The sequence below is a fragment of the Mycobacterium sp. ACS4331 genome (assembly GCF_001667265.1).
GTDB lineage: Bacteria > Actinomycetota > Actinomycetes > Mycobacteriales > Mycobacteriaceae > Mycobacterium.
On sequence record NZ_LZHW01000103.1, the window covers coordinates 130,100 to 142,821 of the forward strand.

A 12,722-nucleotide genomic window follows, 5' to 3' on the forward strand; every position below is an offset into this window, starting at 1 on the left:
ACACCCGGTCGGCAGCGCCGGATTGGCGCTCGGTGGTGGTTTGCTGTGGGGACCAGCAGCCCGAGCCACGAAGGAGGCGATCCGATGCTGTCGATCCGCAACATATTGATGTGCACCGGTGTCGGTGCGGTTCTGGCGATTGTCGTGCTGTTCGCCGGGGTGGCGGCTCGCCCCGGCACCCAGATTCCGCTGCCCGCGGCCGACGCGAAGCCCATGCTTCCGCTGGCACCCGCGACCACGGCACCCGCGACCACGGCCCCAGCCACCACGGCCCCAGCCACCACGAAGGCGCCCGCAACCACGTCAGCCTCACCGAAGGCCGCCGGCACCGACGAGCGCGGATTCGTGGGATCGGACGCGCGCTGCCCCGACGGTCAGTCCGCCGTCGCATTCGGCCGCACCCAGCGCTCCCTCGTGGCGATCTGCCCCGATGGTTCGGGGGGATATGAATACCGCGGGGTGCGGATCAGCGACGGCGCGACGCTGATCACCGAAGCCGAGGCCACCGGCGACGGCACCTTCGTCGCGCTCAACGACGGCGCCGAATACACGGTGTCCCCGTCGACCCTGGCCGTGACCTCCGGCGGCAAGGTGATCTATCGGGACACCTGGGTGGACTACCAGTCCCCCAGCTTCGCCGCCGAGACCGGCGGACCCGCGGCGACGACGAGTTCGGCCCCGACCACCACCGCGAAACCGCGCTAAGGAGCGGCGGCCGGTTCGGGACCGGGCCCGGCAGCCGGCGCGCTCGGCGGCGGCACCGGCTGTGCCGGCACGCCCGGTGGCGCCGAATCCGGGTTCATCGGACGCTGCGTGAGCAGCAGCAGTGCGCCGGCCCCGCTGATCTCCTGGGTCTGCACCGCATGCCAGAGGTCACGCAGGTAGGACACCCCTCGTCCCTCCCGGTCCACTGGGACCGCACTGGCACCGGGCGGCAGGTGGTCGGGACTCGGCAGGTGCGGCACACCCTCCGGTGCCGCGGGGTCGCTCGCCGCGGGCGTGGGCGCCGCCTGCACCTCCGCGGTGCCGGCTGGATCGGGACTGGGTGCGGGGTCGCCGGGTTCGGCGCCCGCAGGTGGGGCCAACAGGACCCCGGCCGAGGCGATGAACGCCGCGAGCGAAGCTGAACGAATCCGCATATTCCATTTTCACCCCACCGGTCCCATTCGTTACAGGTTCGGCCACGAACGAGAACACGTTCCATAAACGGCCCCCGTGGTGCCGGACCGCGGTGTACGAATGGCTTGGGGAACCAGCACAGACACAGCTGTCGTGAGGAGTGCACCGCATGCCAGGTCCGACCCTGCCTCCCGGCTTCGATTTCACCGATCCGGATCTCAACTGCGAACGCCTGCCGGCCGAGGAACTCGCCCAACTGCGGCAGCAGGCCCCGATCTGGTGGAACGCGCAGCCCCGGGGCGGCTTCGACGACGACGGCTTCTGGCTCGTCACCAGGCATGCCGACGTCAAAGAGGTGTCGGTGCGAAGCGACGTCTTCTCCAGTGAGAAGAAGACGGCGATTCCGCGCTACCCGGAGGGGTCCACGCAGCAGCAGCTTGAAACGGGCAAGTTCGTGCTGCTCAATATGGACGCGCCGCACCACACCCATCTGCGCAAGATCATCTCGCGTGGGTTCACGCCCCGCGCCGTCGAACGACTGCGGGCCGATCTCGACGAACGAGCCCAGCACATCGCCAAGGCCGCGGCGGCCACCGGCACCGGAGACTTCGTCGAACAGGTGGCCGCCGAACTTCCGCTGCAGGCGATCGCCGGGCTCCTCGGAGTTCCGCTCGAGGACCGCAGGAAGCTGTTCGACTGGTCCAACCAGATGGTCAGCGACGACGACCCGGAGTTCGCCCACTACGACAACCGCAGTGCCGCAACCGAACTGATCATGTACGCGATGCAGCTCGCGGCCGACCGCGCCGAGCACCCCGGAGAGGACATCGTCACCACACTGATCGAGGCCGACGTCGAAGGTCACAAGCTCTCCGACGACGAGTTCGGCTTCTTCATGGTGCTGTTGGCCGTGGCCGGCAACGAGACCACCCGCAACTCGATCACCCACGGAATGATCGCCTTCGCCGAGCACCCCGACCAGTGGGACCTCTTCAAGCGCGACCGGCCAGCGACCGCGGTCGACGAGATCGTGCGATGGGCCACCCCGGTGACGTCGTTCCAGCGCACGGCCCTGACCGACTACGACCTGTCGGGCGTACACATCGCCGCGGGCCAGCGGGTGGTGATGTCCTACCGCTCCGCCAACTTCGACGAGACGGTGTTCGAGGACCCGTTCACGTTCGACATCCTGCGGGACCCCAACCCGCACGTCGGCTTCGGGGGCACGGGTGCGCACTACTGCATCGGCGCCAACCTCGCCCGGATGACCATCGAGTTGATGTTCAACGCGATCGCCGACCATCTGCCGGCCCTGAAGGCGGTCGGGACTCCGCAGCGCCTGCGTTCGGGGTGGCTCAACGGCATCAAGCACTGGCGGGTCGACTACCAGGGCGCTCGAGACCAACTGGTCTGACCACTTGACCTCTGCCACCACGATGGGTCAGCCTGGAGGGCATGGCCCTGCAACCGGTGAACCGGCGTTCGGTCCCCGAGGACGTGTTCGACCAGCTTCTCGACGAAGTGCTCCGCGGCAACCTCGCCCCCGGCGAGGCACTGCCCAGTGAACGTCGCCTGGCCGAGGTGCTGGGTGTGTCGCGGCCCGCGGTCCGGGAGGCACTCAAGCGCGTGATGGCGGTCGGCCTGGTCGACATCCGGCAGGGTGACGCCACCACGGTCCGCGACTTCCGCCGCCACGCCGGCCTCGACCTTCTCCCCCATCTGCTCATCCGGGGCACGGAAGTCGACCTCACGGTGGTGCGCAGCATCCTCGAGACACGCCTGCACAACGGCCCCAAAGTCGCCGAACTGGCCGCCCGGCGTGGGGGCGCGGATCTCGCGGCACTGCTCGGCGGGGTCGTCGACCTCCTGACAGACGAAACGGATCCCATTGCCGCACAACAACATGCGTTGACCTACTGGGACCACATCGTCGACGCCGCGGACTCCATCGTGTTCCGGCTGATGTACAACACGCTGCGCGCGACGTACGAACCCGCCCTGCCCGCGCTGGCCACGCTGATGTCGGCCGAGGTGGGACATCCCGAGGCCTATCGCACGCTGGCCGAGGCGATCGCCGCCGGAGACGAAGCGGCGGCACATCGGGCCGCGGTCGACCTGCTCGCCCCGGCCACCTCGGCCATCCTCGGCGCTCTGGAGGAGTTGGAGAACTCATGACTGTCACCGAGAAGTCACACCGGGCTGTGACGCTGCCCCAGGCCGCACGGGAGTTCGTGCGTCATCCCACCCCGCCCATGATCCTCGCGCTGCTCATCGTCGCCTCGGTGATGCGGGTCGCACACGGCGAGTGGCGACCGGCCGACGCGGCGGTTCCAATCGTGATGCTCGCGGCGTTTCCGTTCCTGGAGTGGGTCATCCACGTGGTGATCCTGCACTGGCGACCGCGCCGCCTGGGCCCGGTGGTCATCGATCCGCTGCTGGCCCGTAAGCATCGCGAGCACCACGTCGACCCTCGTCAGATCGCGCTGGTCTTCATTCCGTGGCAGGCGCTGCTGTGGGTGCTGCCCGGAGCCGTCCTGATCGCCGTGTTCGCGTTCCCGCGCAGTGAACTCGGATACACGTTCCTGATGACCCTGGCCGCCCTCGGCTTGGCCTACGAGTGGACGCATTACCTGATCCACAGCGACTACAAGCCGAAATCATCTGTGTACCGCGGGATTTGGCGAAACCACCGGCAGCATCACTTCAAGAACGAGAACTACTGGTTCACCGTCACGACCGCGGGGACGGCCGACCGCGTGTTGGGCACCTGCCCGGACCCGCAGGCGGTCCCGTCATCACCGACCGCGAAGAACCTGCACGCGCTCAACGCCTGAGCGAGCCCTAGTCGCCGAATCGGTTGAGGCCGGGAATCTTGTCCAGGATCCGGTCCCGCAGCCGCGGCTTCTGATACGGCACCTGCGGCACCACCGGCGCGACGACCGGGGGCGGCGGCGGGGCGATCTGGTTGATGACCTCGGGTTCCGGGGGCGGCACGTAGGCCGGCGGCGCCGGGGCCTCCACGACGGGCTGGGGCGCCGAGACCGGAGGCGGCACCGGCACCGGCTGGGCCGCCTCGACGACGGGCGCCGGGTCGACCCGGGCCTCGGGCACCGGGGCCTGTTCGGGGATCGGCGCCGGGGGCGCCTCCGGCGGCGGCGCCACCGCCGCAGGACGCGGTGCCGCCGATGCGGGGACCGCCGGTTTGGCCTTGGGCGTCTTCGGCGCCACCGCGGTGCTGCGGGCGTCCTGGTCGGTGACGACGGCAGCCTCCCGATGCGGGAGCAGCTGGGAGCTCACCGCCAGCGACACCGAGACCACGAAGGTCAGTGCGCCGGCGACCAGCATGGTCATGGGGGCCGCGGGCAGCCGCCGGCGGCCCGTGCGCTCGGCCACCGGCGCGGCGTCGCCGGCTGAGGCCAGCGCGGCACCGTGCGCCAGAGCGAGTTCGGCCTCGGGCGGGTCGAACACCGGCACGCCGAGCTCCTGCTCGAGCCAACCGGCCAGGGAGTCCAATCCACCGACCGAACCGACGACGAACATGCCGTCCGGTCGCCAGAATCGTGCGTCGAGAATTCCGGACAGCCAGTCCAGCAGCTGCTCGTCGTTCTCGATGCCGTGGCTGACGAAGGTCTCGACATTTGAGCTGAGGGTGTCCACGAGCGACAGGATCGTGCTGTCGGGTTCGACGACACAGACCGCGGTGCGTTCGTAGCCGATCATCCGGCCGATGCTGCGCGCGAGGGCCTCGGCCGCCCGCGGCGACTGCACCGCGACCACGTTGGCCAGGCCCATTTCGGCGAGCGTGTCCAGCAGCAGCGAGGCCTCCAGGTCGGCGTCCTCACTCCAGGTGACACCGATCGAGTGCAGGTGGTGACCATCGGCCGAGGCGATGCTCAGCACGGCCTCGGCGACCTGCTCGGAGGCCCGGGTGGGCGACACGTCACCGGTGAAGACGTCGAACTCATCGTGGCCCAGGGTCGCGCCGTCGCCGTCTCGGCCCTCGACCAGCACGGTCTGGACGGTGTTGGCGGTCACAGACAGGCCCAACACGGTGTCCATGCAGCTTCTCCCTTCGTGTCCGGGGCCGTCGCGCGACCGCGACGAACTCAGACACGCACAGGGGCAGCCATCAGACTCGAGAAGCACCCGCGTGTCATCGACCCTCGACACACATCCGATGTTTTCTCTACCGCATCGCGGGCCGAAACGCGAATGCTGCGCTAGTGCTTTCGGGGCATCGCCGACACCAGCGGCGTGTCCACCCCCACGGGCCCGAGGGCCGTCGCACCGCCCGGCGATCCCAGCGGGGCGTCCCGACCAGGCAGGATCTTCGTGAAGAACTCCGCGTTGTCGGCCAGGTGCTGCTTCTGATCGTCGGGAAGGTCGGCCTCGAAGTAGATGGCGTCCATCTTGCAGATGAACGCGCAGGCCGCACAGTCCACGCACTCGTTCGGGTTGATGTAGAGCGACCGCTCACCTTCGTAGATGCAGTCGGCCGGACAGTCCTGCACACATGACTTGTCCACGACGTCGACGCACGCGCTTCCGATCACATATGTCATACCGACGACGCTAACGAGCCTTGGGCGCGTTATGCCGCAGCGAAGGTCCCCATCTTCAGGACCTCGGTCCTCAAGAGTTCTGCGGCGTGCAGGTGAGCGGCCCCTGGTTCTTGAAGTGCACCGCGGGAACCCCGTCGAGCCGGATGAAGTCGACGTCCTCGGTCCACGACGTGCCCGGCTGCACCCACGGCGGAACACCCTCGGGATAGGCGACGGTGAAGTCGGTGTAGAACTGCACGCCGTCCGGGCAGCCCGCCGCGGCCGGCGGCTGCGGGTTCCAGGCGTGCACCACGATGGGGTTCGACAGCCGGGCACCCTGGGCGCAGTTCGGCTGACACTCCACGGCGTCGTCGATGCCGGTGCCGGTGGCGCCGTCGGCGCCCCAGGACGTCCACGTCATGTCGGTCATGACGCTCGAGTGATCGCACCCGTAGACGAGCGTGGCCGGGCGCTCTGTGACCGGCTGGCTGGGGTCATAGCAGGCACCGATCAGGTACGCGGTCTCCCCCGAGGCGTCCGGGTCGGCGGACGCGGGCGCGAGACCTGAAACAGCGAGGGTGCATGTGCCGGCCGCGATCAGTGCCGCTCGAATCATGCGGCGAATGTTAGCGGCTGCCCTGTCGGGTGTGCCACGTTCGGCGACGGGTGTGACGCCACCCCCACCCTCCGGCGGCCAGCAGCAGCACCAGAAGCGCGAGCAGCCACGGCCAGCCGCCGTGACCGTGCACCCACCCGGCGACCGTGGCCTGGATCCGACCGGCGGCCCGAATCACGCCGTCGTCGACGCCGGTGTCGGAGTGGAAGATGCGCAGTTCGTAGACGCCGTAATAGGCGACGTAGAGGCCGACCAGAATGACCAGTGCGCCGCTGATGCGGCCGATCAGGGGAAGCGCGGCCCGCATCCTGTCCGCCAGCGCCGAGCTCGCGAATGCCGCCGCGACCGCCAGCGTGCCGACCACGAGGGCGAAGCCGCCGGCGTAGGCGACGTAGACCGCGGCCGCGGACCCGAATGACCCGGTGCGCGTCCCCGCCGCCGTGACCGCCAGGAAGGGCCCGACGGTGCACGACAGCGACGCGATCGCGTAGGCGAGTCCGTATCCGAACATCGACACCAGGCGCGTGCTGGGCGCCGACGCCGCGCCCGGTTGCAGCGCCTGCGGCAGCACGAGGGCGGCTCTGCGACCGCTGAGCAGCCAGCCGCCGACGAGCACGAGCAGCACCCCGATGACGACGGTGACCGCGGGCAGGTAACGCTGAAGGGTCGAAGCCAGGGCCACGGTCAGCGACCCGAATGCCGCGAACACCACAACGAATCCGAGGGTCATCACCAGCGTCGCCGTCAGGGCGCGCACCACGGCCGCGGGCCGGCCCGCGTCCGTGGCCGAGACGACATAGGCCAGATAGACCGGCAGCAGCGCGAAGCCGCACGGGTTGAGCGCGGCGACCAGGCCTGCGGCGAACGCCAGACCGACCAGATCGGGACTCACGCGGTCAGGCGGTCAGTGCCGCCACCCGGCTGGACAGGTCCGACTCACTCATCGCCGACGTCGGATTGTTGACGAACGTCGAGGAACCGTCGGCCTTGACGAACAGATAGGCCGGCTGCCACGGCACGTTGAACCGCGCCCAGATCGAACCGTCGGCGTCGTTGAGATTGGTGAAGTTGAGGTTGTACTTCGAGATGAAGTTCGCCATGTCGGCGACATCCGAACGCGCGGCCACACCCACGAAGGTCACGCCCGGATTGGCGGCCGCCACCCGACTGACATTCGGTGCCTCCTGGTTGCAGAACGGGCACCACGGCGTCCAGAACCACAGCACGGCGGGCTTGCCCTGCAGGCTGGAGCCGTTGAACGGCGCGCCCGACACCGTGGTACCGGTGAAATCGAGGCGGCTGTCGGCGCTGGCGGCGGGGGCGGCGGCCACCCCGATCGCCACGCCCAGCGCAAGTGTCATGGCGGCCAGGAGCGCCCGGACCCTGCCGAGAGAATTCGTCATGTTCGGTTCCTTCCACTTTTCCGCGCGAATACCCGGGTCGCGGAACGATCACACCCACATCACGGCGAACGGCGGCCCAGGGTTGGGGCTGCTCGGACAATGCCAGAAAATTCTTAATAAGAATTGGAGTGATCGGAGTAACAGCTGCGTCAATTGAGGCGAAAGACGCCATATGAAAACCATCCGGAAGTTCCTCGCCATGACCGCGCTGACCGGCGCCTTCCTGGTTGCCTTCCTGGCCCTGTCAGCCGGCACCGCGCAGGCTGACAGCGTGAATTGGGACGCCATCGCGCAATGCGAATCCGGTGGTAACTGGGCCATCAACACCGGCAACGGCCATTACGGCGGCCTGCAGTTCAAGCAGTCCACCTGGACCGCCAACGGCGGTGTCGGGAACCCCGCGGCGGCCTCCCGCGAGGAGCAGATCCGCGTCGCGGAGAACGTCCTGGCGACCCAGGGCATCAAGGCCTGGCCCAAGTGCGGCCCCAAGGGGTCCGCCCCGTTCGCGGGTGTTCCCGGAGTCACCAACGTCACGGCCCCGCGCGGACCGGTCCTTCCGCAGCGCTCGCCGGGTGCCTACATCCGCAACACCATCAACGAGATCATTGCGCTGATCCCCCGCGCTCCGCGCTGACGCTCAGGGTGACTTAGCCCCCGCCCCGCACAACGGGACGACGACCTCGGCAGTGTTCAGCAGTCCTCCGGCGGCCCCGGCGAGCACCGCGGCCCAGCACACCGCCGAGGTCGGTTCCACGTAGAGACCCTGGTGCGCCAGGTCGGCACGAGCCCGCAGGATCTGCTCGTCGGACACCGAGACGACGGTCCCGCCCGTGTCTCTGACCGCCGCCAGGATCTGGGCTCCCCGGGGTGGGTGGCTGATCGCGATCCCCTCCGCGACGGTCGGTTCCGTTCCCGTCGACGAGGTCACCGTGTCGGAACCCAGCGCGAACGCCTCGGCGACCGGGGCGCACCCTCGGGCCTGCACCGCCACGATCGTCGGCATCCCGCTCGCCCACCCCGCCTCGACGAGTTCGCGAAACGCCAGATGAGCACCGAGCAGCAGGGTGCCGTTGCCGACAGGCACCACCACGACCTCGGGCAGCCTGCGGCCGTTCTGCTCCCACAACTCATATCCGAACGTCTTGACCCCGTGGATGAAGTACGGGTGATAGACGTGACTGGCGTAGAACACGCCGGGCTGCGCGGCCGCACGCCTCGCCGCCGTGGCCGTGTCCGCGCGACTCCCCCGCACCGTCACGACCTCGGCGCCGTACGCGCGCATCTGCGCCAGCTTGACCGGCGAGGTGGACTCCGGCACGAAGACGCGGCACGGGATGCGCGCCCGGCCCAGGTAAGCCGCGGCCGCCGTTCCGGCGTTGCCGCTGCTGTCCGTGAGCGCCGATTCGACCCCCAGCGTGCGGGCCAGCGTCGCCAGGACCACCGCGCCGCGGTCCTTGAACGACAGCGTCGGCAGCAGCAGGTCGAGCTTGAACCTGACATTGGGCATGTCCCGCGAAGGCACCAGCGGTGTCATGCCCTCGCCGAGGCTGATCCGGTCGTCGACGTCGACCGGCAGCACGCTCGCGTAGCGCCAGAGGGAGTTGCGAGTCTCGTCGACGGGAGCCACGCCGGCGGCTGGGATCCGGTCGGCGAGGTCGAACAGGCCGCCGCACGGGCACGTGACGAGCAGGCTCGCGACATCGACGAGGGTTCCGCAGTCGCGGCACCGCAGTGCCGGAGGGTCCTCAACTGCCGCAGAGCTCTCGCGCACGGGGGTCAGTCTCTCCGCCGAGGGCCTCGCCGCACAACTGCGCGACCCGCGGGCAGGCCGGCCGCCGGTCCAGACCGTCGCCCGCGCTGGTCGGCCACCACGCCGCGTCAGCAGCCGCCCGAAAACACCGGGCCACGTCAGTGTCGTTGGTAGCGTGAAACCATGGGCGCCCCAACCCGAATCGCGACACGCACCAATGGTCAGCCGCCGCCCGAGGTGCCGCTGTCCGACATCGACTTCGGCAGCTGGAAGTTCTGGTCACGTGACGACGACTTCCGCGACGGCGCATTCGCGACGCTGCGCCGGGACGAGCCCATCAAATTCTTCCCGGAGGCTGGACTGGAGGAGTGGCCATCCGGTCCTGGGCACTGGGCCCTGACCCGCTACGACGACGTGCACTTCGCCAGCCGACACCCCGAGATCTTCAGTTCGAGCCCGAACATCACGATCGGCGACAACGTCCCCGAACTCGCCGAGTACTTCGGTTCGATGATCGTGCTGGACGACCCCCGCCATCAGCGCCTGCGCTCGATCGTCAGCCGGGCCTTCACCCCCCGCGTGGTGGCCAAGGTCGAGGCGGCAGTGCGTGACCGCGCCCGCCGTCTCGTCTCGGAGATGATCACGGCACATCCCGACGGCAACGGCGACATCGTGGCCGACGTGGCCGGTCCCCTGCCGCTGCAGGTGATCTGCGACATGATGGGCATCGCCGCCGAAGACCACGACCGCGTATTCCACTGGACCAACATCATCCTGGGTTTCGGCGACCCCGACCTGACCACTGATTTCGACGAGTTCGCGCGCACCGCAATGGAAATCGGCGCCTATGCGCATGAACTCGCCGAGGACCGCCGACGCAGCCCACAGGACGACCTGACCACCAGCCTGGTTCAGGCCGAGGTCGACGGACAGCGTCTGACCTCCGCCGAGGTCGCCTCCTTCTTCATCCTGCTGGTGGTGGCGGGCAACGAGACCACGCGCAACGCCATCAGTCACGGCGTACTGGCGCTGAGCCGGTACCCCGAGCAGCGGCAGATCTGGTGGGACGACTTCGCGGCCGTCAACCACAGCGCGGTCGAGGAGATCGTCAGGTGGGCGTCACCGGTGGTCTACATGCGTCGCACGCTGACCCGTGACTTCGAGCTGTCCGGAGTGCCGATGGCCGAAGGTGACAAGGTCACGATGTGGTACGGCTCGGCCAACCGCGACGAGGCGAGGTTCAGCGATCCGTGGCGATTCGACGTGCGCCGTGACCCCAACCCGCACCTCGGGTTCGGCGGCGGCGGCGCACACTTCTGTCTCGGCGCGAACCTCGCGCGCCGCGAGATCAGCGTGGCCTTCGATGAGCTGCGGCAGCAGGTGCCCGACATCACCGCGACGGACGAACCCGCCCGCCTGCTGTCGGCGTTCATCCACGGGATCAAACGCCTGCCGGTGAGTTGGACGCCGCCGAAGCTCTGACTAGAGCGTGGCGCTCTTGGGGCCCAACGTCGAGCAGAAGTACAGCGGCGGCTGCGCCTGATTCGCACAACCCCTGCCGCGCACCGTGTAGGTCTGCCCGGGCACATACGGCGACAGGTACACCTGGGCGGTGCCGTAGCCGGGCAGTTCGGCGCATTTCCCGGCGGTGCTACTGCCCGCGACCGACACGCAGACCTGCGTCGCGTTCGGTTCGGCGGAGCCGGTGCAGCCCGAGGGCGTCAGCGACGCGTTGACCATCGCAGTGCCGGACACGTCGACCACCCGCGGCTCGCTCAACGTGTACTGGCACAGCACCGGGTCAGCCTCCGGGGCCGCCGACGCGACGGCGACGAACCCTGCCGCGGTGCCCAGCACTGCAGTGATGACCAATGTCGTCTGACCCATGCGCCGAAACATGACGAGCAGCCTAGGGGGTGTGTGCGCGTGGCCACAATCGATTGCGCGACTCGGCGTAACGTGGGGCCGATGAGAGACCGCGTCCACTGGTTCTCCCTGCATGGAGTGACACGGATTTTCGCGACCGTGGCGGCCCGCCGCGGCGATCCCCAGGGGCGGATGCTGGCCGACCCCGCGGTGCTCGCCGATCCGGTGGGCTTCTACGACGAACTTCGCCCCCTCGGGCCGTTGATCCCGTGCCGGATCAGCCGGCTGACCGTCGAGCATGCCGTCGCGCAGGAACTGCTGCGGTCCGAGGAGTTCCGTGTCATGACCCTCGGCGGGAGCCTGCCCGCTCCCTTCCGCCGACTTCAGGCGTTGACGAGGCCGGACACGCTGCACCCGCTGCGCCCGCCGTCACTGCTGGCCGTCGAACCGCCCGCTCACACCAGATACCGCAGGACCGTCTCGGCGGTCTTCACACCCAGAGCCGTTGCGGCGCTGAGGGAACGGGTCGAGCTCACCGCCCACGAACTGCTCGATCGGTTGGCGGGTCGGGCCGGCGTCGTCGACGTCGTCGGGGACTACTGCGCGCAGCTGCCCGTCGCCGTCATCAGCGACATCCTCGGTGTCCCCGACAGTGAACGGGCGCGCGTACTGGAGTTCGGTGAACTCGCCGCACCCAGCCTCGACATCGGCCTGACGTGGGCACAGTTCCAGCGCGTCCAGCGCGGGCTCGACGGGTTCAACGCCTGGCTCACTGATCATCTGAACAGGCTGCGGCGCGCACCGGGCGACGACCTGATGAGCCAGCTGGTCCGGCTCTCCGACGCCGACGGCCTGCTCGACGACGCCGAACTGAAGGCGACGGCGGGCCTGGTGCTTGCCGCCGGCTTCGAGACGACGGTCAACCTGCTGGGCAACGGCATCCGCATGCTGATGGACTCACCGGCTCAGCTCACCGAACTGCAGACGCACCCCGAGTGCTGGCCGAATGCAGTCGAGGAGATCCTTCGGCTGGACTCGCCCGTGCAGATGAGTGCCCGGGTCGCCACCACGGACACCGTGGTGGCCGGACACCGGATTCGTGCGGGCGAGATGGTGGTGATCTGTCTGGCCGGGGCCAACCGTGACCCCGCGGTCTTCCCCGACCCGCACACATTCGATGTGCATCGCCCCAATTCGGCGCGCCACCTTGCATTCTCCGGCGGCAGGCACTTCTGCCTCGGCGCCGCACTGGCGCGGGCCGAGGGCGAAGTGGGCCTGCGTGCGTTCTTCGACCGCTTCCCCGAGGCGCGGCCGGCCGGGGCCGGTGTCCGGCGCAGCACCCGCGTTCTGCGTGGGTGGTCGGAACTGCCGGTCATGTTGAGCTCAGCGCATGACCGGGCCGACGTGGGCCCGGCGCCACGCTGATC

General features: G+C 69.0%; 14 protein-coding genes and 1 pseudogene. 7 read left to right on the forward strand and 8 right to left on the reverse strand.

Annotated features, from left to right (window positions below; translation table 11 throughout):
• Window positions 1–84 precede the first annotated feature (84 nt).
• Window positions 85–705, forward strand: coding sequence for a hypothetical protein (locus A5727_RS25170; protein ID WP_068256977.1), 621 nt, complete (start codon window positions 85–87; stop codon window positions 703–705).
• Here A5727_RS25170 and A5727_RS25175 read toward each other — a convergent pair.
• A complete protein-coding gene (locus tag A5727_RS25175; protein ID WP_068256980.1) occupies window positions 702–1,139 on the reverse strand; it encodes a hypothetical protein in 438 nt (145 codons plus the stop codon). The genes A5727_RS25170 and A5727_RS25175 overlap by 4 nt on opposite strands.
• Window positions 1,140–1,288: 149 nt before the next feature.
• On the opposite strand from A5727_RS25175, the gene A5727_RS25180 reads away from it, so the two are divergent.
• The 3 genes from A5727_RS25180 to A5727_RS25190 are packed head-to-tail and all read left to right on the forward strand — an operon-like array spanning window position 1,289 to window position 3,953.
• Complete coding sequence (locus tag A5727_RS25180) at window positions 1,289–2,533, forward strand: cytochrome P450 (RefSeq protein WP_068256982.1); 1,245 nt, start codon at window positions 1,289–1,291, stop codon at window positions 2,531–2,533.
• A 41-nt stretch (window positions 2,534–2,574) separates the two neighbouring features.
• A complete protein-coding gene (locus tag A5727_RS25185; RefSeq protein WP_068256985.1) occupies window positions 2,575–3,294 on the forward strand; it encodes a FadR/GntR family transcriptional regulator in 720 nt (239 codons plus the stop codon).
• A complete protein-coding gene (locus A5727_RS25190; protein ID WP_068256988.1) occupies window positions 3,291–3,953 on the forward strand; it encodes a sterol desaturase family protein in 663 nt (220 codons plus the stop codon). The genes A5727_RS25185 and A5727_RS25190 overlap by 4 nt, the downstream gene beginning before the upstream one ends.
• A gap of 7 nt (window positions 3,954–3,960) precedes the next feature.
• Here A5727_RS25190 and A5727_RS25195 read toward each other — a convergent pair whose 3' ends face one another.
• The 5 genes from A5727_RS25195 to A5727_RS25215 form a co-directional block, all read right to left on the reverse strand.
• Window positions 3,961–5,178 (reverse strand): DUF7159 family protein, encoded by a 1,218-nt coding sequence (locus A5727_RS25195; protein WP_068256991.1) that lies wholly within the window; start codon window positions 5,176–5,178, stop codon window positions 3,961–3,963.
• A gap of 161 nt (window positions 5,179–5,339) precedes the next feature.
• Window positions 5,340–5,681 carry a ferredoxin gene (fdxA, locus tag A5727_RS25200; protein WP_068256994.1) on the reverse strand — a complete coding sequence of 114 codons (342 nt, stop codon included), beginning with the start codon at window positions 5,679–5,681 and terminating at the stop codon, window positions 5,340–5,342.
• 70 nt (window positions 5,682–5,751) lie between these two features.
• Window positions 5,752–6,276, reverse strand: a complete 525-nt coding sequence (locus tag A5727_RS25205) for a hypothetical protein (protein ID WP_068256997.1) — start codon at window positions 6,274–6,276, stop codon at window positions 5,752–5,754.
• 10 nt (window positions 6,277–6,286) lie between these two features.
• A complete protein-coding gene (locus tag A5727_RS25210; protein WP_068257001.1) occupies window positions 6,287–7,168 on the reverse strand; it encodes a cytochrome c biogenesis CcdA family protein in 882 nt (293 codons plus the stop codon).
• Window positions 7,169–7,172: 4 nt separating this feature from the next.
• Window positions 7,173–7,637, reverse strand: a complete 465-nt coding sequence (locus A5727_RS25215) for a protein disulfide oxidoreductase (protein WP_502687712.1) — start codon at window positions 7,635–7,637, stop codon at window positions 7,173–7,175.
• A 304-nt stretch (window positions 7,638–7,941) separates the two neighbouring features.
• On the opposite strand from A5727_RS25215, the pseudogene A5727_RS28555 reads away from it, so the two are divergent.
• A pseudogene (locus A5727_RS28555) lies at window positions 7,942–8,172 on the forward strand (transglycosylase family protein); the annotation flags it as partial.
• A 144-nt stretch (window positions 8,173–8,316) separates the two neighbouring features.
• Here the strand turns inward: A5727_RS28555 and A5727_RS25225 are convergent.
• Window positions 8,317–9,450, reverse strand: a complete 1,134-nt coding sequence (locus tag A5727_RS25225; protein WP_231992221.1) for a pyridoxal-phosphate dependent enzyme — start codon at window positions 9,448–9,450, stop codon at window positions 8,317–8,319.
• Between the two features lie 162 nt (window positions 9,451–9,612).
• Between A5727_RS25225 and A5727_RS25230 the strand changes: the two genes are divergently transcribed.
• Window positions 9,613–10,911, forward strand: a complete 1,299-nt coding sequence (locus tag A5727_RS25230; protein ID WP_068257004.1) for a cytochrome P450 — start codon at window positions 9,613–9,615, stop codon at window positions 10,909–10,911.
• Here the strand turns inward: A5727_RS25230 and A5727_RS25235 are convergent, their stop codons facing one another.
• Entirely contained in the window at window positions 10,912–11,328 is a 417-nt protein-coding gene (locus tag A5727_RS25235) for a hypothetical protein (protein WP_157521558.1), read from the reverse strand.
• Between the two features lie 69 nt (window positions 11,329–11,397).
• Here A5727_RS25235 and A5727_RS25240 point away from each other — a divergent pair, with 69 nt between their 5' ends.
• On the forward strand, window positions 11,398–12,720 hold the full coding sequence (locus A5727_RS25240; protein WP_068257010.1) for a cytochrome P450: 1,323 nt from the start codon (window positions 11,398–11,400) through the stop codon (window positions 12,718–12,720).
• Window positions 12,721–12,722: the final 2 nt, after the last annotated feature.

Excerpts from the sequence above, each read along its gene's own strand:
- A5727_RS25175 (WP_068256980.1), bottom strand. The coding sequence starts at position 1,139 with ATGCGGATTCGTTCAGCTTCGCTCGCGGCGTTCATCGCCTCGGCCGGG.
- A5727_RS25170 (WP_068256977.1), top strand. The coding sequence starts at position 85 with ATGCTGTCGATCCGCAACATATTGATGTGCACCGGTGTCGGTGCGGTT.
- A5727_RS25185 (WP_068256985.1), top strand. The coding sequence starts at position 2,575 with ATGGCCCTGCAACCGGTGAACCGGCGTTCGGTCCCCGAGGACGTGTTC.
- fdxA (WP_068256994.1), bottom strand. The coding sequence starts at position 5,681 with ATGACATATGTGATCGGAAGCGCGTGCGTCGACGTCGTGGACAAGTCA.
- A5727_RS25190 (WP_068256988.1), top strand. The coding sequence starts at position 3,291 with ATGACTGTCACCGAGAAGTCACACCGGGCTGTGACGCTGCCCCAGGCC.
- A5727_RS25215 (WP_502687712.1), bottom strand. The coding sequence starts at position 7,637 with ATGACACTTGCGCTGGGCGTGGCGATCGGGGTGGCCGCCGCCCCCGCC.
- A5727_RS25205 (WP_068256997.1), bottom strand. The coding sequence starts at position 6,276 with ATGATTCGAGCGGCACTGATCGCGGCCGGCACATGCACCCTCGCTGTT.
- A5727_RS25235 (WP_157521558.1), bottom strand. The coding sequence starts at position 11,328 with ATGTTTCGGCGCATGGGTCAGACGACATTGGTCATCACTGCAGTGCTG.
- A5727_RS25180 (WP_068256982.1), top strand. The coding sequence starts at position 1,289 with ATGCCAGGTCCGACCCTGCCTCCCGGCTTCGATTTCACCGATCCGGAT.
- A5727_RS25240 (WP_068257010.1), top strand. The coding sequence starts at position 11,398 with ATGAGAGACCGCGTCCACTGGTTCTCCCTGCATGGAGTGACACGGATT.
- A5727_RS25230 (WP_068257004.1), top strand. The coding sequence starts at position 9,613 with ATGGGCGCCCCAACCCGAATCGCGACACGCACCAATGGTCAGCCGCCG.
- A5727_RS25195 (WP_068256991.1), bottom strand. The coding sequence starts at position 5,178 with ATGGACACCGTGTTGGGCCTGTCTGTGACCGCCAACACCGTCCAGACC.